Genomic DNA, 21,490 nt, shown 5'->3' with positions numbered 1-21,490 from the left:
CGGGCGGGCGAAATCCCCTCGCTGCGGCCCCTTTGTTCACAGCACGCCTCATCCCTGGTACCCGAACAGCCTCGGCAGCCACAGCACGATGCCGGGGAACAGTATCATGAGCAGAAGCGCCCCCAGCAGAACGGCAAGGAAGGCCCAGATCTCGCGGATGATTTCCTTCAGCGGGATGCCGGTGACCGCGTTGATGACGAAAAGAAGGATGCCATAGGGCGGCGTGATCAGGCCAATCATCGAATTGACAACGATCAGCACGCCGAAATGGACAAGGTCGATGCCCAGTTCGCGGCAGGTGGGAATGAAAAGCGGGATGATCACGAGGATGATCACCGTGGCATCCAGAATGCACCCCAGAAGCAGCACAAGCACGTTGACCAGCAGAATGAACATCAGCGGGCTGATGTCGGCCCCCGCGAAACTGCTCGAAATCGCCTGCGGGATGTTCTCCTGAATGACGATGTAGGTCAGGATCATCGACGCGCCGATCACAAGGCCGACCGAGGCCGCGGACCGCGCGCTTTCCACGAAGATCTCGTAAAGCGTCCTGATCTTGATGGCGCGATAGAGACCGGCCGCCACGATCAGCGCGTAAAGGGCCGCAATGGCCGCCGCCTCCGTGGGTGTCGTCACGCCGGAATAGATGCAGCCCAGCAGGATGACCGGCATCAGCAGTGCCGGAAAGGCCCGCACGGTCAGCCCCGGCAATTCGCGCATTGGCACGGCCTCTTCCTGCCCGAAATTCCGCCGATGCGAGATCGCGGTATTCATCGCCATCAGGACGATGCCCATGACAAGCCCCGGCACGATCCCGGCAAGGAACAAGTCGCCGACCGAGGCATTTGAGACCAGCGCATACAGCACCATCGGGATCGACGGCGGGATGATCGGCCCGATGGTGGCGGTTGCCGCCGTGATGGCCGCCGCGTAACCGCGCGTGTAGCGCCCGCTCTTGACCATCATGTCGATGATGATCTTGCCGATCCCGGCGGCGTCGGCCACGGCCGATCCGGACATGCCCGAGAATATCAGGCTGGCCACCACGTTCACATGCCCCATGCCACCCCGGAAGCGGCCCACCAGCGCGATGCAGAACTGAAGCAGCCGGTCCGAGATCGACCCGGCATTCATGATGTTGGCCGACGCGATGAACAGCGGAACCGCCAGCAGCAGGAACCCGTCGAACAGCCGCTGCACCATCGTCGTTCCGGCAATCGCAAGGTCCTGCCCCGAGACGCCGAGATAGACCAGAACGCCCACGAGGATCGCATAGGCAACGGGCGTGCCGATCGCCGCCATGCCGAACAGCGCGATCATGCCGCAAATCAGCTCGATGCTCATTCGCGCGGTTCCATCTTGTCTGTCTCGCCCTCCAGCAGCGCCCCGATTTCCGTGTTGGGCGGCCCAAATCGCAGCACGGTGTAGATGCGCCAGACATAGCGGATGGTGACCACGACCATCAGCATCACGAAGGGGGCGAACAGCCACTTGATGGCGATCTTGTCCCCTGTGATCGGCATCCGGATCGTCTGGATTTTCTTGAGGTCCATCAACCGATTGGCAAAGACCGTGTCCCACACGGCCGGCAGGGAATAGAGCATTGCGGCAATCATCAGAACGGCGGTGATCAGGGCCAGCACCTTCCGCACGGGGCGCGGCACGGCAAGGTACAGCACGTCAAAGGTCACGTGATCGGATTCGCGCACCACGAAGGCGCAACCGAAGAAGATGACAAACACCCACAGAAGCGAAATCAGGACAACCGACCAGCCGATCGGTTCAAGAAACGGCACGTAGCGGAAAAGGATCTGCAGCAGGAACGTGACGAAAATCGCCGCCAAGGCCATGGCGGCGATGAATTCTGCGCCGCGGGTGAACCATTTGAGAAATACACTCATGCTCGCTCTCCCGCGGCTCTAGGGACTGCTCGGATCAGTTTCCCAGTTCGTTGATGCGCTCGAGCACGCCTTCGGGCCAAGCTGCGGCAACTTCGCTGCCGACGTACTGGGCCTGCACATGCGAGCGGAAGGCATCCAGATCGGGCGTATAAATCTCGACGCCCTTGCTGCGGATGAAATCAGCCAGGTTGTTTTCCTTATCAAGCTGCTTCAGTCGGCCATAGGCGGCGGCGGCATCCGCGGCACGCTGAACCGTCAACTGCTGGTCAGTATCAAGGCTGTCCCATGTCTCTTTCGAGAAGGCGATGTAGTTCAGGTCGACAAGGTGCGAGGTCAGCGCAATCTGCTTGGTCACCTCATAGAACTTCTGGTCGACGACGGTCGGCAGCGGGTTGTCCTGACCGTCAATCGCGCCCGAAGCCAGAGAGGTGTACACCTCCGAAAAGGCCAGCGGGGTGGGCGATGCGCCCAGCGCCGAGCCGAGGAACTGCCACGCATCGGTGCCCGGCATCCGCAGGTTCACGCCTTCCAGATCGGCCGGCGTCATCACCTCAAGCTCGTCACGGGTCTGGCGCAGGTTCACGTGACGGCGGCCGAGGTACATGACCGACAACAGTTTGACGCCAAGTTCATCCTCGACCGTCTGCTTGAAGGGGTCCATCAGAGGGTCGTTGAACACGCGCACCTGATGCGCCGCGTCCTGATGGACATAACCCGTGGCAAAGATCGAAAACTCGGGGAAGAACTGTGCCAGTTCCTGCGCCGAGGCGATGGACATCGTCAGGTTCCCGCCTGCGATGGCCTCCAGTTCGGTCCCCTGCGCAAAGAGCGTGCCGTTGTAGCCGGGCTGGTAGTCAGCGAACTCCGCCACCATGGGCGCGAACACCTCTGCCATCGCGACAGAGCGCTGGTCCATTTCGGAGCCTGACGTGGCCAGTGTGAATGTCATCTTGTGACTGTCAGCCGCCGCAGACATCGCGGAAGCAGCAAGACCAAGCGCTGCCACGGACGCGATCGCGGCCCGCCGTGTAAGTTTCATCATGAGAGTCCTCCCTTAGGTTTTGCGCCCCACGGGCGCTTCAGTATTTATGGCGACGTTTTCCAGTTTGAGATATATTTTGCAAAATACCAGATATATTTGCTATCCGCAGGCAATTTGCGTTGCGTCAGTTTCGGCCTCCAATGCAAGTGCAATCTCGCGCCCGGATTCGGCGGACAGGGCAACGGCTTCGACGACTTCCAGAGATCTCAGCCCCTCCGACCCCGACACCAGGGGTGTCTCGCGCCCGGCGATGACGGCTGCGAAATGCTCCATCTGAACGACAAGCGGATCATCCCGCTTGCAGGTCAGGTTTTTCGCCGAAATCGGGGTCCACCAGTCCGGCGCGTCCGGGTGGCTCCAGACCCGCAAATCAGGCAGAGACAGGCCACCTTCGGAACCGCCGATCAGATAGCAGCTTTCGGATGTCGCCGGGTAAGCCGGGTTTTCGCGGGCCGTCATCTCCCAGCTCCAGGGCGCGACGATGCTGTCGGAGACGGAAATCGTCGCGATCGCTCCGGACCGGAATTTCAGGATAGCCGTCGCAAGGTCTTCGTTCCCGAAACCGCGGCGCGACGGAACCGCCACAGCCTGAACCGAGGTGACATCACCGCAGAAATGGCGCAACAGATCGACATCGTGGACAAGATTGACCGATATCGGCCCGGCGCCTTTTTCCCTGCGCCACGGGGCGACGTCGAAATAATAGTCGGGCTTGTAGAACCAGCAGGTTGCCTGAACCGCGCGAATGTCCCCGACGGCGCCGTCCTCCAACGCCTGTTTCGCGGCCTTGACCATCCCGTTGTGCCGCCGGTGGTGCCCCACAAGAAGCGGGACAGCGGCCCTCTCCGCCGCATCGGTCAGTTGCCTTGCCTCTTCGGACGTGACCGCGATCGGCTTTTCGATCAGGACCGGGCAGCCGGCAGCAATGCAGGTCAGCCCCTGCTCCAGATGCAGCGGCGTGGGCGTTGCGAGGATGATGCCGTCCGGTCTGGAATATGACAGCATCTCGTCCAGCGAGGCGTATACCGGCACGCCAAGCGCCGTCGCCGCGGCCCGACCTTCCGGACTTGGCTCAACGACCGCCGAAAGCGTCATGTCCGGCGCACGCCTGACAACCTCGGCATGGCGACGACCGACAAGACCAAAGCCTGCAATCGCAATCTGCGTTCTCTGTGACATGTCCTGACCTTTCCGCCTCGCGAATCCGTTCGTCGCGCAACTTACGCTATCAACACACGAAGTCAATAATGTCTGATATTTTTATCTATCGCATATAATTTTCAGAATTGCGGTCAGCATTGCGTTCGGATACTTTGTCGGAACACTCAAGGGCTAACGGACGAAATTTGATGGCAAAATCGCTCAACGCCGTGGGCGCATCGACCTACCAGCGCATCAAGCGCGACATCATCTTCGGTACCCTCGCACCGGGATCGAAACTGAAGCTGGACGGTCTGCGCGAACGCTATGCAGCGTCGATGTCCACCCTGCGCGAAACCCTGAACAGGCTGGCCAGCGAAGGTTTCGTCGCCGCGCAGGATCAGCGCGGCTTCTTCGTGACACCGGTCTCTCGCGAGGACCTGATCGAAATCGCCAACCTCCGCGTTCTGCTGGAATGCCACGCATTGCGGCTGTCCATCGAAAACGGCGACACCGACTGGGAGGGCAACCTCGTCGCGGCGCACCACAAGTTGCACCTGATGGAGCAAAAGATGCTCGACGGTGACGACAGTCAGAAAGAGGACTGGAAGCGCTACGACTGGGAATTCCACCTTGCCCTGATCGAGGCCTGCGGCTCGAAGAACCTGCTTTCCCTGCACTCGGTGCTCTATGACAAGTACCTGCGCTATCAGATGCTGGTCCTGACCCATCGCGGCGAAGAGGCGGTCGCAGAGCATCGCAAGGTTTTCGAAGCAGCCCTCGCCCGCGACATCGACACCGCCGCCGAGACGCTGAAAACGCACATCGACAAGGGCCTTGAACACACCCTGGCGGCATTCTAGCGGCTCAATCATTGCCGTCCGCCAGCGCAATCCCGATCTGTCTGTCGGCCATGCGGAAATCGAGTCCCGGACCTGATCCGGGACCTCCCGCTCAGCCTGTGGCGCCCTCGGTGCGGGCGCCGTAACGCGCCATGAAGGTCTCGACCGCGCCGTGCAGCACCCGGTCGACCTCCTCCTCCGAGAATCCCTCCGCCACGTTGAACACCCGCCGCGGCCAGAGGTCCGACTTGCAAAGCTCGGCAAACTGCTCCGCCGCCAATTCGTAATCCTCGATCCGAAGCTCGCCGCGCGCCGCCGAGGCCTTCAGGTAGGCCACCACCGCACCCTTCATCACCGCAGGGCCGGAATTGTAGAACTGCCGCCCGAGGTCCGGAAACCGGTCCGCCTCGGCGACGCAGATGCGAAAGATCGACAAGCCGAAATCCGACAGGATGAAGCTCAGGAAATGCCGCCCGACCTGCAGCAGCACCTGCCGCGGCGGTGCCGACATGTCGACATGGGTCAGCGCATGTTCGGCCTGGCGACCGCATTCGCAGGACGCCACTTCGGTGAACAGCAGCCGCTTGTCAGGGAAATAGCTGTACAGCGTCGCCTTCGACACTCCCGCCACCCGGGCGATATCGTCGACCGAAGCGCCTTCGAACCCCTGTGCCAGAAACACGTCGCGCGCGCCCTCAAGCACCTGATCGAACTTGCGTCCGCGGCGGATTTGTCCGGCCTCTGCGGCCTGTGCCAGCTTGGCGTCTGCACCCATGTCTCACCCGTTCTTTCCCCAGAAGTATAGACCGTTCGGTTCAGTTTCAACAGGCCGCCGCCCGGCTGCGACGTTGCGTGACCCGGCTGCGCGCTGCTACTCAGGGGCAAAAAGGGGGTCCGCCCATGCCCGACCAGCAGCAGAAATACCAGACCTTCCGCCGCCTGCACAACGGCCCCGGCGCCTTTGTCGTCGCCAATCCATGGGACGCGGGATCGGCCCGCATCCTGACCGCGCTGGGCTATGCCGCGCTGGCCACCACCAGTGCCGGATACGCCTTCGCCGCCGGCAAGCGCGACAGCGCCGCCAGCCTGACCCGCGACGAGATCCTCGCCAACGCCCGTGCCATCGTCGCGGCCACCGACCTGCCGGTCACCGCCGATCTCGAAGACGGGTTCGGCTCCGCCCCCGAGGCCTGCGCCCGCACCATCCGCGACGCCGTCGCCACCGGCCTTGTCGGCGGCTCTATCGAGGACGCCACCGGCGATCCCGCCGATCCGATCCATGACATCGCGCTGGCCACCGATCGCATCGCCGCCGCGGCCGAGGCCGCCCGGGGCCAGCCCTTCCTGCTCACCGCCCGGGCCGAGAACCACCTCTGGGGCCGCCCCGACCTGCAAGACACGATCGCCCGGCTGCAAGCCTTCGAAGCGACCGGCGCCGATGTGCTCTATGCCCCCGGCCTGCCGGACCTGGCCGCGATCCGCACCGTCTGTGCCGCCGTCAGCAAGCCGGTCAATGTGGTCATGGGCCTGAAAGGCAAGGCCTTCACCGTATCTCAGCTTGCCGAGGCCGGGGTGCGCCGCATCAGCGTCGGCGGCTCTTTCGCCCGGGCCGCTCTGGGCGCGTTGCAACGCGCCGGCCGCGAAGTTCTGGACGAGGGCACCTTCACCTACGCCGCCGAGGCGATGGGCAACGACGAGGTTTTTGCCCTGATGTCCGACACACGGCCACCCAGCCGCAACTGAGCGCAACAATCTTCTTGCCCGACGCGGTCCAACGCATATCTTTAGAACAATTCTAAACCCAGCGCGAGGGCAGCGATGCGATTCCTGACACAACGCCGGCATTTCTCCGATCTCTCGGAACAGGAGGTGCTGGCGCTGGCCATCTCCTCGGAAGAGGACGACGCCCGCATCTACCGCATGTACGCCGAGCGCCTGCGCGCCGATTTCTCCGACAGCGCCCGCGTCTTCGACGGCATGGCCGAGGAAGAGGACAGCCACCGCCAGCAGTTGATCGACCTGCACCGGCGGCGCTTCGGCGAGGTCATCCCCCTGATCCGCCGCGAACACGTCGCAGGCTACTACGCCCGCCGGCCGGTCTGGCTGGTCGAGAACCTCGGGCTCGAACGGATGCGCGAGGAAGCCGCCAATATGGAGCGTGACGCCGAACGCTTCTACCTCAAGGCCGCCAAGCGCACCTCCGACGCCGAGACCCGCAAGCTGCTGGGCGACCTTGCCGCCGCCGAGGCCGGCCATCAGCACAGTGCCGAGCGTCTGGAAGAGGCGCATCTCGACCCCGAGGCGCGCAGCGAGGAAAATACCAGCGCGCACCGTCAGTTCATCCTGACATGGGTGCAGCCGGGACTGGCCGGGCTGATGGACGGTTCGGTCTCGACGCTGGCGCCGATCTTCGCGGTCGCCTTCGCCACCCAGAACACATGGACCACCTTCCTCGTGGGGCTGGCGGCCTCGGTCGGCGCCGGCATCTCGATGGGCTTCACCGAGGCCGCGTCCGACGACGGCGAACTCTCCGGTCGTGGTTCGCCCGTCAAACGCGGCATCGCTTCGGGCGTCATGACCACCCTCGGCGGGCTAGGCCACGCCCTGCCCTACCTGATCCCCGACTTCTGGACCGCCACCACCATCGCCATCCTCGTGGTCTTCGTCGAGCTTTGGGCCATCGCCTGGATCCAGAACAAGTACATGGAAACCCCGATGCTCCGCGCCGCCTTTCAGGTGGTGCTGGGCGGCGCGCTGGTATTCGCCGCCGGCGTCCTGATCGGCTCCGGCTAGCCCCAGGCGCCCCGCGGTCCCGGCCCCCGCGCCGGGACCTCATCGCCCACGCCCCCCGTGGCCGCGCCGCCGGCCTTGCACCCACCCGCAGATCCAAATTGACCCCGCCCCCCCACATGCTATGCGGTGCCCATGCTGCCCATCTTCCTCAAGACCCTGCCCTTCTTCGCCATAATCGCGCTTGGTTACGGCGCCGGCCGAACCCGGTTCTTTTCCGAGGAAGCCACCGCATATCTCACCAAGTTCGTCTTCTACTTCGCCCTCTCGGCGATGCTGTTCAGGTTTTCCGCCAACCTTTCGCTGGCCGAGATCTGGGACACCCAGCTGGTGCTCGCCTATCTCGCCGGCACCACCGCGATCTACCTCGTCGCCACCCTTGTCGGCCTGATCCGCGGCATCGGGATCGAACAGACCGCGGTCGAAGCCCAATGCGCGGTGATCGGCAACGCCGGCTTTCTCGGCGTTCCGATGTTTGTCCTGCTGTTCGGCGAACAGGCCATCGGGCCCAGCATGCTGGCCCTCGCCGTCGATCTGATCGTGTTTTCCTCGCTGATCGTGATCCTGATTACCGGTGCCCGCGATGGCCGCATGTCGCTGGCGATCCTCGGCACCGTCGGCCTCGGGCTGCTGAAGAACCCGATGATCGTCTCGATCAGCCTCGGCCTCGCCTGGGCCGCCGCCGACATCCCGCTGCCCGGTCCGGCCAACGAATTCCTGCTCATTCTCGGCGGCGCGGCCACGCCCGGCGCGCTCTTCGCCATAGGCGCCTCGCTGGCGTCGAAATCCGCCGAACGGATGCAGATCGCCGGCTGGCTCAGCTTCTGCAAGCTGGTGCTGCACCCGATCGCGGTGGCGCTTGCGGTGCTCTACGTCTTCGAGGTCGATGCCTTCTCGGCCACCATCGTGGTCTCCGCCGCCGCGCTGCCCGTGGCCGGCAACGTCTACATCCTCGCCCAGCACTACGGCGTCGCGCCGCAAAGGGTCTCGGCGGCGATCCTGATCTCGACCGCGCTGTCGATCCTGACCCTGCCCTACGTCATCGCCTGGATCACCGGCGCTTGACACCCGCCGCCCGGGGTCTTCTTCTCTTCCCCAAATACGCCCGCCAGAGGCGTCGTCGCAGACCCAGGAGGGACCACCATGGACATCACCGCACAGAACCGCGCCTTCGGGGGCCAGCAGCTCGTCGTCACCCACGCCTCCGAGGCCTGCAAATGCGACATGACCTTCGGCCTCTACCTGCCCCCGCAGGCCGAGGACGGGCCGGTGCCGCTGATCTGGTATCTCTCCGGTCTGACCTGCACCCATGAAAACGCCATGACAAAGGCCGGTGCCCAGGCCTGGTGCGCCGAGGCCGGCATCGCCATGGTGTTCCCCGACACCTCGCCCCGCGGCGATGGGATCGCCAATGACGACGCCTATGACCTCGGGCAGGGCGCCGGCTTCTACATCGACGCCACCGAATCCCCCTGGGCGCCCAATTTCCGCATGGAAACCTACATCATGGAAGAGCTGCCCCGCGTCCTCTTCGCCAATTTCCCGCTGGAAGAGGAGGCCCAGGCGATCACCGGCCATTCCATGGGCGGCCACGGCGCGCTGACGCTGGCGATGAAATACCCCGGCCGCTTCGTCTCGGTCTCCGCCTTCTCGCCGATCTGCAACCCGTCGGACAGCGACTGGGGCCGCAAGCAGTTCACCGCCTACCTGGGCGAGGACGCCGATTGGGAAGCCCACGACGCCAGCCGCCTGATGCGGCAGGACGGGATCGACGTACCGGTGCTGATCGACACCGGCACCGACGACCAGTTCGGCGACCTCCTGAAGACCGAAGCACTGGCCCAGTCCATGGCCGAAAAGCGCGTCGAACACGTGCTCAGGATGCAGAAGGGCTACGACCACTCCTATTTCTTCGTGGCCAGTTTCATGGAGGAACACGTGATCTTCCACGCCGAGCAGCTCTGGAGCTGACGTGGCGATCTATGTCGACGCCGACGCCTGCCCGGTCAAGGCCGAGGCCGAAAAGGTCGCCACCCGCCACGGCTTGCAGATGTACCTGGTGTCGAACGGCGGGCTGCGCCTGTCGCAGAACCCGGCGGTCGAGGTGGTGATCGTCCCCGACGGCCCGGATGTCGCCGACATGTGGATCGCCTGTCGCGCCGGCCCCGGCGACGTGGTGGTCACCGGCGACATTCCCCTGGCGGCCAAATGCGTCGAGGCCGGCGCGCAAGTGCTGCGCCACACCGGCGAGGCCTTCACCCCCGCCAACATCGGCCAGAAACTTGCCACCCGCGACCTGATGGCCGACCTGCGCGCCGCCGACCCCTTCCGCCAGGGCGGCGGCAAGCCCTTCTCCAAGGCAGACAGGTCACGGTTTCTGGATGCGCTGGAGCGCGCCGTCAGGGTAGCCAGAGCACAACACTGACACCCCGCCCCACCGCAGTCCCGGACCTGATCCGGGACCTCTTGCCAAGCGTCAAGGCCTGCGCATACCGCTACGTGAAACCCCACCCGACAAAAGCACCCCGTAGGCCGGGCTTCAGCCCGGCACCCCTCCCACCAGGCCCGATGCGCAGGTCAAACGCCCGCTATCGGCTCAGACCGCCGTGCAGGTTGGGCTGCTCCAGCGCCGTGAACCCGTAGTGCCGCAGCCAGCGCAGATCGCTGTCGAAGAACGCCCGCAAGTCCGGAATGCCGTATTTCAGCATCGCGATCCTGTCGATCCCGATCCCGAAGGCAAACCCCTGCCACTGGTCCGGATCGATGCCACCCGCTTCCAGCACCTTCGGATGCACCATCCCGGACCCGAGGATCTCCAGCCAGTCGTCGCCCTCGCCGACTTTCAGCTGACCGCCCTCCCAGGAACACCGGATATCCACCTCGGCCGACGGCTCGGTGAACGGGAAGTGCGAGGCCCGGAACCGCAGCTCCACCCCCTCGACCTCAAAGAACGCCCGCAGGAACTCCTCCAGCGTCCACTTCAGCTGCGCCATCGAAATGTCGCGGTCGATCGCCAGCCCCTCGACCTGGTGGAACATCGGCGTATGCGTCTGGTCGTAATCGGCCCGGTAGACCCGCCCCGGCGCGATGATCCGGATCGGCGCACCCTGCGCCTCCATGGCGCGGATCTGCACCGGCGAGGTATGGGTCCGCAGCACATGCGGTGCACGGTCGTCGCCCTCGGCCCGGTGCATGTAGAAGGTGTCCATCTCCGCCCGTGCCGGGTGATGCGACGGAATGTTCAGCGCATCGAAGTTGTACCAGTCGCTGTCGATCTGCGGCCCTTCGGCGACCGAGAACCCCAGCTCGCCGAAGATCGCCGTGACTTCCTCGCGCACCTGGCTGATCGGATGGATGGTGCCCTGCCGCCGGCCACGCCCGGGCAGGCTCACGTCCAGCCACTCGCCGCGCAGACGCTCTTCCAGCGCCGCATCGCCCAGCGCCGCCTTGCGCGCCGCCAGGGCCGAGTTGATCTCGTCCTTCAGCGCGTTCAACTTCGGCCCCATGACCTGCCGCTCCTCGGGGGTCATCTTGCCCAGCTCGCGCATCTTCAGGCTGATCTCGCCCTTCTTGCCCACGGCAGTGACCCGCAGATCCTCCAGCGCGGCCTCGTCACCGGCATCGGCAATCAACTGGATGTACTTGTCGCGCAAATCGTCCATTACGGGGGCCCTCGGGGTCATTTTCGGCGTTCCGCCTCAACTACCCCCATGCCCCCGCCTGCGCAAGCCGCCACCCGCCCTGCGCTTCTTCTGGCCGGAAATATCCTGGGGGGAGGCCGCAGGCCGGGGGGGGGCGAAGCCCCCCACCCTGTCGACACGAAGCTTGCCGACGCAAAAGGCCGCCCCAACCGGAGCGGCCCCTCATCATCTCGCTGGCGGACCCATCAGGCCGGCAGCGCACCCTTCGCCTGGTCGACGATGGCGCCGAACGCGGCCGGCTCATGCACGGCAAGATCGGCCAGAACCTTGCGGTCCACCTCGATCCCGGCCAGCGCCAGACCGTTGATGAAGCGCGAATAGGTCAGCGATTCGTCATGCGCGCGGACGGCGGCGTTGATCCGCTGGATCCACAGCGCGCGGAACGAACGCTTGCGCGCCTTGCGGTCGCGCGTGGCGTACTGGTTGGCCTTGTCGACGGCCTGACGGGCCACCTTGAAGGTGTTCTTGCGGCGGCCGTAGTACCCTTTGGCTGCCTTGACGACTTTCTTGTGACGGGCGTGGGTAACGGTCCCACCTTTGACGCGTGCCATGTGTCAGGTCTCCTCAGCGCGAATAGGGCATCATCGGCTTGACGATCTGCTCGTCAGCCTTGGTCAGCACGGTGGTTCCGCGTGCATCGCGAATGAATTTCTTGGTGCGCTTGATCATGCCGTGGCGCTTGCCCGCCTGGCCGGCCTTCACACGGCCCGAGGCCGTCACCTTGAACCGCTTCTTGCAGCTCGATTTCGTCTTCATCTTGGGCATTTCGGTCTCCTTGATGGATCGTTCAGGCGCGACTCGGCATGCCACTATCGGCCGGCCGCGCGGTTGGAAGCTGCCGTATAGAGCGCATGACCACGAATGCCAAGCGCAAAAATCGGGATCAGAAGAAGCGCGACATCACGCGAAAGAACACTTCCGGAAGCTCGCCAATCTGATAGCCGCCGGGATGCGCGCCGATGGCAAAGACCATCAGGCCTCCCCCCACCAGCACCGCGATCGAGGCCGCACGCGGGGCGCGGCCGTCACTGAGCGCCGAGATGATCGAGGGAACCGCGAGGACAAGGATGATTGCCCCCAGAACCAGCGCCAAATCCGTATCCATACTAATAAATTCCCCTTGAAACCGGGGCCGATTCTATTCCGGATCGGTGTTGTAAATCAAACGCTCATCGCAGGGCGCCACCCGCAGGATGTTGGTTGTGCCCGAGACATTGAACGGCACACCGGCGGTGACCACGATCTGATCGCGCTCGGTCGCCATGCCCGAAGACCGCGCTGCCCGCGCTGCCGACACGACTGCTTGCTTGAAGCGCTCCATGTCGCCGGTGTTGACGCAATAACAGCCCCAGGTCAGCGCCAGTCGACGCGCAGTGGTCAACCGGTTGGTCAGCGCGATGATCGGCACCCGCGGCTTTTCGCGCGACACCAGCGACGCGGTCGTACCGGACGAGGTGAAGCAGCAGATCGCCTTGATGTCGGTGGCCTCGGCGATCTCGCGCGCGGCGGCGACGATGCCGTCGGCGATCGACTTGCGCTCGATCTTGCGTCCGGCCTCGATCACGTCGGTATAGGTCGGGTCGTTCTCGACCTCGATGGCGACATTGTCCATCGTGGTCACGGCCTCGATCGGATAGTCACCGGCAGCCGATTCCGCGCTCAGCATGATGGCGTCGGCGCCCTCGTAGATGGCATTCGACACGTCCGACACCTCGGCGCGCGTCGGCATCGGGCTGTCGATCATGCTTTCCAGCATCTGCGTCGCCACGATCACCGGCTTGGCGGCAGAGCGGCACTTCTTGACCAGCCGCTTCTGGATCACCGGCACGTTCTGCACCGGCAGTTCGACACCCAGGTCGCCGCGCGCCACCATGATCCCGTCCGAGGCATCGAGGATCTCGTCGAAGTCCTTCACCGCGGCGGGCTTTTCGATCTTCGACAGCACGGCGGCGCGGCCGTCGATCAGGTCGCGCGCATCCCAGACGTCCTTGGCCCGCTGCACGAAGCTCAGCGCAATCCAGTCGACCCCCAGCTTGCAGGCGAACTCAAGGTCGCGGCGGTCCTTCTCGGTCAGCGCCGCCAGCGGCAGCACTACGTCGGGCACGTTCACGCCCTTGCGGTCGGAAATGGTGCCGCCGGCCACCACCACGCAGTTGGCGTAGTCCTTGCCGCAGTCCTGAACGCGCAGGCGGATCTTGCCGTCGTTCACCAGCAGGTGCGAGCCGGGCTCGAGCGCGGCGAAAATCTCGGGGTGCGGCAGGCAGACGCGGGTCGCGTCGCCCTCGGCCTTGTCGAGGTCCAGCCGGAACATCGCGTCCTGCTCAAGCTCTTCGCTGTCGTTGGCAAAGGTGCCGACCCGCAGCTTCGGGCCCTGCATGTCGGCCAGGATGGCGATCGGGCTGTCGAGGTCCTTCTCGACCTTGCGGATGATCGCGTGCCGCGCCGCCTGCTCCTCGTGGGTGCCGTGGCTCATGTTCAGCCGGAACACGTCTGCGCCCGCTTCGTGCAGCGCTCGGATCATCTCGTAGGTGCTCGACGCCGGTCCCAGAGTGGCGACGATCTTGACTTTGCGGTCACGTTTCATTGGCGCTCGGGCCCTTTCGTGTCTGGCGGTATGCGCTGAAATCAGGCGATGTTACCGCTAACGTCCTTCACCCGCTCTATGCACCGTTTCGCCCTCGCAGGCAAGCGCCGGGCAGGCTACATATCCCGGGGCGACATTACGAAAGGATGACATGAGCTTCCACCCCTATTGGACAGAAGGTGCCGACAGGCCGGGCCGCTGGCTCATAACCTGCGACCATGCCACAAATTGCGTCCCGCCCGAAGTCAACGGCGGCGACCTCGGACTCTCGGCCGCCGACATGCGGCGTCATATCGCATTCGACCCGGGCGCCCTGGGCGTCACCCGCTACCTGGCCGAGCGTCTCGACAGCCCGGCGCTGTTCGCGAATTTCTCGCGTCTCGTGATCGACCCGAATCGCGGCGAGGACGATCCCACGCTGCTGATGAGGCTCTACGACGGGACCATCATCCCGGCCAACCGCCATGCCGACGATGCCGAATGCGCCCGCAGGCTGAATGCCTACCACCGGCCCTATCATGCGGAATACGACCGTCTGGCCTCGCGTCGCCCGGACACGGTGATCGTCGCGGTGCATTCGTTCACGCCGCAACTACAGGCGCGTCCGCCGCGCCCGTGGCACATCGGTCTTCTTCACGGCCATGACGCCCGCCTCGCCCTGCCGCTGCTCGCGCGTCTCAAGCAGGAAACCGACCTCGTGGCCGAAGCCAACGTGCCCTATTCCGGCCACCTGCCCGGCGACAGCATCGCGCGACACGCGCTTGAGACGGGATTGCCGAATGTGCTGATCGAATTGCGCAACGACCTGATCGCCGAAGAGGCCACCCAGCGCGCCTGGGCGCAGCGTCTGGCGCCGATCCTGTCCGAGGTTCTCGACCGGACCGGGCTCTGACCCCGGTCCGGGAGGGCTTTTGTACAAAACAGGGGGGTGTTTTGTACAATTTGTACAAAACTCGGCCCCGCGTCAGTTGCCCAGCTTGCGCAACTCTTCCTGTATCGAGAAGTTGATCAGCGGCAGCCGCGCGTTCTTGTTGAGATCACCGAGGATCACCGTTGTCGCGCTGCCGGCATCGTCATGAATGACCCACTGGCGCAGCTCCACCGGGTTGGCGGTGAACACCAAGTCGATGGTGCCGATCTCCGGCCGCTTGGGATCGCGCGCCCGGATCGTCGTCGCGGTGCCATCATAGGTGTGGTTGGTCACATTGGCACGCGACAGGTCCACCGTCTTGGCCAGGATGATGCTCAGCGGCGTATCGCCCAAAGGATACCGCTCAGGCGCCTGACGGGTCTTGCGATCGAAGATCGCCACCTCGCCGGCGGACGCCAGCACCAGCGCTTTCGCCGGCGGATTATAGTCGAAGCGGACCATGCCGGGCCGCCGGATCGAGATTGTCCCGGTCGAGATCGACCCGTCGTCATTGACCTGGGTGAAGGCTCCCTTGGCCTGCTGCAACTGGTTGAGATAGTTCTGGATTTGCCCCAGCGACAGTTTCTCGGCTGCCGCAGGCAACGCGGCTAGCGCCACGCCGAGAGTGAGAATCAATGTCGTCAGTACACGCATGAGCGTTCTTTCCACTTGGTTACATGAGGACCACTTACACGGTTACGCCGATGATATGCGATAACACGGTCCCTTGTCAGGGATGTAGGGGCGGGCCCGGCCGAGGGCAAACCCGGCGGCCCCGGCCGAGGCTCAACCTAGCGTGATATTGCCACCGCGTCCCGGGCCTGACCCGGGACCTCATGGCCCGCCTCGCGGTCGCCGTCAGCCTTGCTCCGGCACCAGAATTTCGCGCTTGCCGACGTGGTTGGATGCGCTGACGACGCCCTCGTCTTCCATCTGCTCGACCAGTCGCGCCGCCTTGTTGTAGCCGATGGCCAGTTTCCGCTGGATATAGGAGGTCGAGCATTTGCGGTCCTGAATCACGATCGCAACCGCCTGATCGTAGAGCGCATCTTCGCCGCCGGTGTTGCCTCCGGTGTTGAGCCCCAGCACCGCGTCGATGTTCTCGGCCTTGTCGTCGTCGGGGCCGGACACCACACCCGAGACGTATTCCGGCGGGCCGAAGGCCTTGAGGTGATTGACAATTTCCTCGACCTCCTCGTCCGAGCAGAACGGCCCGTGACAGCGGGTGATCTTGGCACCGCCGGCCATATAGAGCATGTCGCCCATGCCCAGAAGCTGCTCGGCCCCCTGCTCGCCCAGAATGGTGCGGCTGTCGATCTTCGATGTCACCTGGAAGGAAATCCGCGTCGGGAAGTTGGCCTTGATGGTGCCGGTGATGACGTCCACGGACGGCCGCTGAGTTGCCATGATCAGGTGGATTCCGCTCGCCCGCGCCATCTGTGCAAGCCGTTGGATACAGGCCTCGATTTCCTTGCCGGCCACCATCATCAGGTCGGCCATCTCGTCGACGATGACGACGATATAGGGCATCTTCTTGGGCTCGAATTCGTCGGTCTCGAACACCGGCTCGCCGGTCTCTTCGTCAAACCCCGTCTGCACGGTGCGCGAGAACATCTCGCCCTTGGCCAGCGCGTCGGCCACGCGCGAGTTGTAGCCGTCGATGTTGCGGACGCCCATCTTGGACATCTTGCGATAGCGTTCCTCCATCTCGCCCACGACCCATTTCAGCGCCACCACGGCCTTCTTGGGATCGGTCACAACCGGCGACAGCAGGTGCGGGATGCCGTCATAGACGCTGAGTTCCAGCATCTTGGGGTCGATCATCACCAGCCGCAGGTCATCGGGCGACAGCTTGTAGAGCAGCGACAGGATCATGGTGTTGATCGCCACCGATTTGCCCGAGCCGGTGGTCCCGGCGATCAGCAGGTGCGGCATCTTGGCGAGGTTGGCCACCACCGGCTCGCCGCCGATGTTTTTGCCCAGCGCCAGCGGCAGCGACCGGTTGCCGTCGCCGTAGTCCTTGCCCGATAGGATCTCGCGGAAGGACACCATTTCGCGTTTCTCGTTGGGCAGTTCGATGCCGATGACGGAGCGCCCAGGCACGGTCGAGACCCGTGCCGAAAGCGCCGACATGGACCGCGCGATGTCGTCGGCCAGGCCGATCACGCGGCTGGCCTTGAGGCCCGGCGCGGGCTCCAGTTCATACATGGTGACGACGGGGCCCGGGCGGACGCTGACAATCTCGCCCTTCACGCCATAGTCGTCGAGAACAGACTCCAGCATCCGCGCGTTTTCCTCCAGCGCCTCGTCGGACAGCACGTGCCGTTCGATCAGTGCCGGGTCGCCGAGCAGCGCCAGCGGCGGCAGTTCGTACTCCGCATCGGCGGGGTCGAAACCCAGTTCCGGCTGCGCCTCGGCCTTGGCGCGTTGCGACAGTTGCGTGGGCTTGCGGACCGGCTGCTGCACCACCTTCTTCGGCTCGGCCACCGGGGGCCGCGCGGTAAAGGCGGGGGCCTGCGGTGCGGGGGCCTCCGTGACTTCGAAGTCATCCTCGGCGCCGTATCCGGCCCCTTCGTCACGGAAGATGTTCTCGGCGGTCGGTGTCGCCTCGGGTTCGGCATGGACGTGGCTACCGTAAGCGGTCTGGGCAGCCACCGGGGGCGCGGCCGGGACGGCGGGGGCCTCGGGCGCAGAACCGGCGGTGAGCGGCGGTTCGGAACGCGCAGGCCCGCCGGACAGGCGTGGTTCATCTCGCAGGATTAGCGGGTCGGGGCCACGACCGCGGCCCTTCGTCAACGGCGCCACGGATTCGACCTGCACCTCGGGATTGCGGCGCACGCGGTCCTTGATGGCGCTGTTGATGCGGGCGCGGATGCGGTCTTCGCCGGGGGCGTCGATGTCGACCGTCGGGCCTGTGCGTTCGATAAGCTCGGGGCCGGGCATCTCCTGCGGCTCGGGATCGGAGCGGCGGATGAGCGAAGGCATGCGGCCCAGAAGGCCGGTTTTCTCGGGCTGCGCCTCTTCCGGGGCGGCGGGCATCGGGGTGGCGGTCCGCGCGGCGGCGGCGGCCTCGGCGGCCTGCTGCTCGGCCCATTCGGCGGAAAGGCGGCGCTCTTCGGCGCGTTGCGCACGGCGCTCGGCCTGGCGGGCCTGCAGGATCTTCGCCGCGCCCAGGGCGCCGGTTGCGCCGACGCCGATGAACCGCAGCAGCGTGGCATAGGCCATGATGATGCCAAGCAGGAGGAACCGGCCAATGGTTTTCAGCTCGGGCATGGTGAAGCCGGTGACGAATGCGCCGACGGCGAGAATCGCCAGCCCCATCAGCAGCGAGGCCAGCTTGACCACCACCGCGGAGCCCACCGGCAGCGCAGTCAGAAGCGAGCCGAGCACAGTGTCGCCGAACAGCCCGCCAAGGCCGAAGGCGTGGCTCCATTCCGGGCCGGGCACCAGCGTGGCGGCATAGACCGCGGCCAGCGCAATGGCGATGGGGGCAAAAATGACGCGGCCAATGGCGCGGTCCGAGCCCATGTGCAGCGCGAAACGCAGGCCCCAGGCCAGCAGCACGGCGGCAAGACCCCAGCTGCCCCAGCCGACGATCATGAACAGCGGCGCGGCGATCGAGGCCCCCGCGCGGCCCATCCAGTTCTGCACCGGCGCATCGGTGGCGGACATCCAGCTGGGATCGTCCGGCGTGTAGGACGCGATCATCGCCGCCGCTGCCAGTCCCAGCAGGATCAGGGCGATGCCGAAAAGCTCTTTGCCGCGTCGTTCCACGGCGGCCTGGGTGTTGCTGTCGAGAAGCGGATCGCGCCCGCGTGCCTGGAATGCCATGCTCACCTCACCTTTGTTTTGCGAACAGACAGTCGCGCAGCCGAGTGAGGCCGCGGCGCATGTCGTCCATTGGGGCCACCATGGCGACCCGGATATACTGCTTGCCAGGGTTGGCCCCGGCCACGTCACGAGACAGGTAAGCACCCGGAAGCACCCTGACCGCTGTCTCCTGCCACGCCTTCAGCGCGGCCTCTTCACCGTCCTTGACCGGCAGCCAGAGGAAGAACCCCGCCTCTGGTCCGGTGTACCCCCGGGTACCGGCAAAGATCTCGTCCGCTGCGTCATACTTGGCCTGATAGAGCGCGCGGTTTTCCTGCACGTGCGCCTCGTCTGCCCAGACGCTTTCGCTGACCCGCTGGATCGGTAGCGGCAGCGGCGCACCGGAATAGGCGCGGAGTATCTTGACGCGGGCGATGCTCTCGGGTCCGCCCGCGATGAAGCCAGAGCGCAGGCCGGGCAGGTTCGACCGCTTGCTGAGCGAGTTGATCAGGATCACACGCTCAGGATCGGCGCCCATCTCGGCCGCGACGTCGAGCGCGCCAGTGGGCGGCGTGTCGCGGTAGATCTCGGAATAGCATTCGTCGGCGATGATGCGGAAATCATACTTCTCGGCCAGCGCGATCAGGTCCCGCCAGTAGCCGCGCGGAGCGATGGCGCCCTGCGGATTCGCCGGCGAACAGATATAGGCCAGCGCGGTGCGGTTCAGGACGTCCTCGGGCAGGCTGACGTAGTCGGGCAGATGGCCGGTTTCGGCCGTGGCGGGGACGAAGACCGGCTCCGCCGCCACGGAAATCGCGGCGATCATGTAGACCTGATAGAACGGATTCGGAGTCAGCACGACGGGGCGCTGGCCATTCTTCCGCTCGGGACAGAGCGCCATGGCGGCGTTGTAGAGCCCTTCGCGCGAGCCGTTCAGCGCCATCACCTGCGTCTCGGGGTCCAGAGTCACGCCGTAGCGGCGCTGCGCCCAATCGGTGATGGCGTTGCGCAACTCGGGTGTGCCTTCGTTCGGCGGATACTTTCCGAAGTCCGCGATATTCTCGGCCAGGATGTCGCCCACGAAGGCCGGAAAGGCGTGCTGCGGTTCGCCGATGGTCATGTGCAGCACATCGTCCGCATGGGCGCGCGGCGCATGCGGGTCCAGCAGCGCGCGCAGGCGCGGGAATGCATAGGCCGGAAGGTTCGAGAACCGATCGGGGAACATGGGATTACTGCTTTTACTGCCTCGGATACGGGGTCGTCTGCGCCCCGTTTGACGGTCAGGATACGGCAGCAGAGGGACCGCGTCCAGAAAAAGGCGGGATGGGGGAAGGGTTTGTGGCTTTTGGGCACGGGGCCCGGCGGGACCTGAGGTGCCGGATCAGGTCCGGCACGGCGCAGGTGCATTGTGCCGCGATGGCGTCAGTCCAGAGCCTGCTCCGCCGCCCGACCCAGACGCAGCAGCCGTTCATCGGTGCCGGGCGGCATCAGCATCTGCAAGCCGCAGGAGGGCACACCGGTGGGCAGGGTCAGCGCCGCGCAGCCCATCAGGTTGCCGATGCGGGTATTGCGCAGGGTCAGAAGGTTTTCGGTGACGTAATAATCGTGCTCGGTCATCAACCTTTCCTGATCCGGGGGCAGGTTGGCGGCGGTGGGGGTGAGCACGGCATCAAACCGGGCAGTTGCCTTGTAGAACGCGGCCTTGCACCGGTCCAAGGTTTGATAGGCGGCGATCAGGTCCGAAGCTTTCGCGTCGGCGCCGCTGCGGAAACGTTCGAGGATCGGCGCGAACATCTTCTCGGGTGCGGATTCGATGGTGTCGCGCCATGTGCCATAAGCCTCGGGGGCGTAAAGGATGCCGGACAGTGCCATGGCGTCGGCGATTTCGGGTATCTCGATGGTCTCGACCTGCGCGCCCGCCGCCTTGAGCCGTGTGACGGCCGCGAAGAAGGCGTCACGGGGCGCGTCGCGGACGTCGTCCATGGCGACAGTCTCGAGCAGGGCGAAGCGGCGGCCCTTCAGGGAGGCTCCGCGCAGGTCGGCGGGTTTGCCACCGCCCAGGATGGCCAGCAGCAGGGCGGCGTCCTCGACGGTGCGGGTCAACGGGCCGACGGTGTCGAAGGTGGCGACCAGCGGCACGGTGCCTGCGTTCGAAAGCCGCCCGTGCGAGGTTTTCAGGCCGACGAGATCGTTCCACGCGGCCGGGATGCGCACCGATCCGCCGGTGTCGGAGCCGATCCCGGCGGCCGCCAGCCCATAGGCCACCGAGGTGGCGGCGCCGGAGGAAGAGCCGCCGGGCACCGCGCCCTCGCCGTTTACGCAGGGCGGCGTGGCAGTGACGGGGTTGAGGCCGAGCCCCGAAAAGGCGAGCTCGCTCTGGTGCGTCTTGCCGAGACAGACCAACCCCGCGGCAGAGGCGTTCTGCAGGACCTCCGCATCGCGGACGGGGGTGCGGCCCTTGAGCAGCGCGGAGCCGGATTCGGTGGCAATCCCCGCGGTGTCGAAGAGATCCTTCCAGCTGATCGGCACGCCGTCCAGCGGCGACAGCCGGTGGCCTGAGCGGGCGCGTTGGGCGGCGGCGGCGGCCTCGGCGCGTGCGCGGTCAGGGGTGGTGCGGGCATAGGTCGCGGCGCCGTGTTCATGGGCGTCGATGGCGGCAAGATAGGCGTCCGTCAGCGCCACCGGATCGATTTGTCCCGCACCGATTGCACGGCCCAGATCGGCCGCCGTCATCCATAGCCAGTCCTGCATGATGCCTCCGCTTCGTGTC

General features: G+C 65.2%; 21 protein-coding genes. 7 read left to right on the top strand and 14 right to left on the bottom strand.

Annotated features, from left to right (window positions below):
- Positions 1-48 precede the first annotated feature (48 nt).
- The 4 genes from AC04PT_RS06655 to AC04PT_RS06640 all read right to left on the bottom strand — a co-directional run bounded on the left by AC04PT_RS06655 (position 49) and on the right by AC04PT_RS06640 (position 4,122).
- Positions 49-1,344, bottom strand: a complete 1,296-nt coding sequence (locus tag AC04PT_RS06655) for a TRAP transporter large permease (RefSeq protein ID WP_482872822.1) — start codon at positions 1,342-1,344, stop codon at positions 49-51.
- Positions 1,341-1,901, bottom strand: a complete 561-nt coding sequence (locus AC04PT_RS06650; RefSeq protein WP_482872820.1) for a TRAP transporter small permease — start codon at positions 1,899-1,901, stop codon at positions 1,341-1,343. The genes AC04PT_RS06655 and AC04PT_RS06650 overlap by 4 nt, the downstream gene beginning before the upstream one ends.
- Before the next feature lie 34 nt (positions 1,902-1,935).
- Entirely contained in the window at positions 1,936-2,943 is a 1,008-nt protein-coding gene (gene dctP, locus AC04PT_RS06645) for a TRAP transporter substrate-binding protein DctP (RefSeq protein WP_482872819.1), read from the bottom strand.
- 99 nt (positions 2,944-3,042) lie between these two features.
- On the bottom strand, positions 3,043-4,122 hold the full coding sequence (locus tag AC04PT_RS06640) for a Gfo/Idh/MocA family protein (RefSeq protein ID WP_482872818.1): 1,080 nt from the start codon (positions 4,120-4,122) through the stop codon (positions 3,043-3,045).
- Positions 4,123-4,292: 170 nt separating this feature from the next.
- Here AC04PT_RS06640 and AC04PT_RS06635 point away from each other — a divergent pair, with 170 nt between their 5' ends.
- Complete coding sequence (locus tag AC04PT_RS06635) at positions 4,293-4,946, top strand: GntR family transcriptional regulator (protein ID WP_482872817.1); 654 nt, start codon at positions 4,293-4,295, stop codon at positions 4,944-4,946.
- A gap of 91 nt (positions 4,947-5,037) precedes the next feature.
- On the opposite strand, the gene AC04PT_RS06630 is transcribed toward AC04PT_RS06635, so the two are convergent.
- Positions 5,038-5,700: a TetR/AcrR family transcriptional regulator gene (locus AC04PT_RS06630; RefSeq protein WP_482872816.1), complete on the bottom strand. Its 663-nt coding sequence runs from the start codon at positions 5,698-5,700 to the stop codon at positions 5,038-5,040.
- A gap of 125 nt (positions 5,701-5,825) precedes the next feature.
- Between AC04PT_RS06630 and AC04PT_RS06625 the strand changes: the two genes are divergently transcribed.
- The 5 genes from AC04PT_RS06625 (at position 5,826) to AC04PT_RS06605 (ending at position 10,140) form a co-directional block, all read left to right on the top strand.
- The gene (locus tag AC04PT_RS06625) at positions 5,826-6,668 is read left to right on the top strand and encodes an isocitrate lyase/PEP mutase family protein (RefSeq protein ID WP_482872814.1); all 843 of its coding nucleotides are present in this window, start codon (positions 5,826-5,828) and stop codon (positions 6,666-6,668) included.
- Positions 6,669-6,743: 75 nt separating this feature from the next.
- On the top strand, positions 6,744-7,718 hold the full coding sequence (gene mbfA, locus AC04PT_RS06620; RefSeq protein WP_482872813.1) for an iron exporter MbfA: 975 nt from the start codon (positions 6,744-6,746) through the stop codon (positions 7,716-7,718).
- Positions 7,719-7,850: 132 nt separating this feature from the next.
- The gene (locus AC04PT_RS06615) at positions 7,851-8,780 is read left to right on the top strand and encodes an AEC family transporter (RefSeq protein ID WP_482872812.1); all 930 of its coding nucleotides are present in this window, start codon (positions 7,851-7,853) and stop codon (positions 8,778-8,780) included.
- Between the two features lie 78 nt (positions 8,781-8,858).
- On the top strand, positions 8,859-9,686 hold the full coding sequence (fghA, locus tag AC04PT_RS06610; RefSeq protein ID WP_482872811.1) for an S-formylglutathione hydrolase: 828 nt from the start codon (positions 8,859-8,861) through the stop codon (positions 9,684-9,686).
- Position 9,687: 1 nt separating this feature from the next.
- Entirely contained in the window at positions 9,688-10,140 is a 453-nt protein-coding gene (locus tag AC04PT_RS06605; protein WP_482872809.1) for a YaiI/YqxD family protein, read from the top strand.
- 163 nt (positions 10,141-10,303) lie between these two features.
- Here AC04PT_RS06605 and pheS read toward each other — a convergent pair whose 3' ends face one another.
- From pheS to pyk, 5 genes are all read right to left on the bottom strand, one after another.
- Complete coding sequence (pheS, locus tag AC04PT_RS06600) at positions 10,304-11,377, bottom strand: phenylalanine--tRNA ligase subunit alpha (protein ID WP_482872808.1); 1,074 nt, start codon at positions 11,375-11,377, stop codon at positions 10,304-10,306.
- Positions 11,378-11,601: 224 nt separating this feature from the next.
- Positions 11,602-11,967: a 50S ribosomal protein L20 gene (gene rplT / locus AC04PT_RS06595; protein WP_482872807.1), complete on the bottom strand. Its 366-nt coding sequence runs from the start codon at positions 11,965-11,967 to the stop codon at positions 11,602-11,604.
- 13 nt (positions 11,968-11,980) lie between these two features.
- The gene (gene rpmI / locus AC04PT_RS06590) at positions 11,981-12,181 is read right to left on the bottom strand and encodes a 50S ribosomal protein L35 (protein WP_482872806.1); all 201 of its coding nucleotides are present in this window, start codon (positions 12,179-12,181) and stop codon (positions 11,981-11,983) included.
- A 118-nt stretch (positions 12,182-12,299) separates the two neighbouring features.
- Complete coding sequence (locus tag AC04PT_RS06585; RefSeq protein WP_482872804.1) at positions 12,300-12,521, bottom strand: hypothetical protein; 222 nt, start codon at positions 12,519-12,521, stop codon at positions 12,300-12,302.
- A 33-nt stretch (positions 12,522-12,554) separates the two neighbouring features.
- Positions 12,555-14,000 (bottom strand): pyruvate kinase, encoded by a 1,446-nt coding sequence (pyk, locus tag AC04PT_RS06580; protein WP_482872803.1) that lies wholly within the window; start codon positions 13,998-14,000, stop codon positions 12,555-12,557.
- A gap of 151 nt (positions 14,001-14,151) precedes the next feature.
- On the opposite strand from pyk, the gene AC04PT_RS06575 reads away from it, so the two are divergent.
- The gene (locus AC04PT_RS06575; RefSeq protein WP_482872802.1) at positions 14,152-14,892 is read left to right on the top strand and encodes an N-formylglutamate amidohydrolase; all 741 of its coding nucleotides are present in this window, start codon (positions 14,152-14,154) and stop codon (positions 14,890-14,892) included.
- Positions 14,893-14,964: 72 nt separating this feature from the next.
- On the opposite strand, the gene AC04PT_RS06570 is transcribed toward AC04PT_RS06575, so the two are convergent.
- From AC04PT_RS06570 to AC04PT_RS06555, 4 genes are all read right to left on the bottom strand, one after another.
- Positions 14,965-15,564 carry an outer membrane lipoprotein carrier protein LolA gene (locus AC04PT_RS06570; protein ID WP_482872801.1) on the bottom strand — a complete coding sequence of 200 codons (600 nt, stop codon included), beginning with the start codon at positions 15,562-15,564 and terminating at the stop codon, positions 14,965-14,967.
- Positions 15,565-15,768: 204 nt separating this feature from the next.
- Entirely contained in the window at positions 15,769-18,741 is a 2,973-nt protein-coding gene (locus tag AC04PT_RS06565) for a DNA translocase FtsK (protein WP_482872800.1), read from the bottom strand.
- A 7-nt stretch (positions 18,742-18,748) separates the two neighbouring features.
- Positions 18,749-19,945, bottom strand: a complete 1,197-nt coding sequence (locus AC04PT_RS06560; protein ID WP_482872798.1) for an aminotransferase class I/II-fold pyridoxal phosphate-dependent enzyme — start codon at positions 19,943-19,945, stop codon at positions 18,749-18,751.
- A gap of 197 nt (positions 19,946-20,142) precedes the next feature.
- Entirely contained in the window at positions 20,143-21,471 is a 1,329-nt protein-coding gene (locus AC04PT_RS06555) for an amidase (RefSeq protein ID WP_482872797.1), read from the bottom strand.
- Positions 21,472-21,490: the final 19 nt, after the last annotated feature.

This window comes from Litorisediminivivens sp. KMU-197 (genome assembly GCF_056858395.1).
Note: the sequence above shows the minus strand (reverse complement) of the source record. Positions and strands in the feature narration are given on the sequence as shown.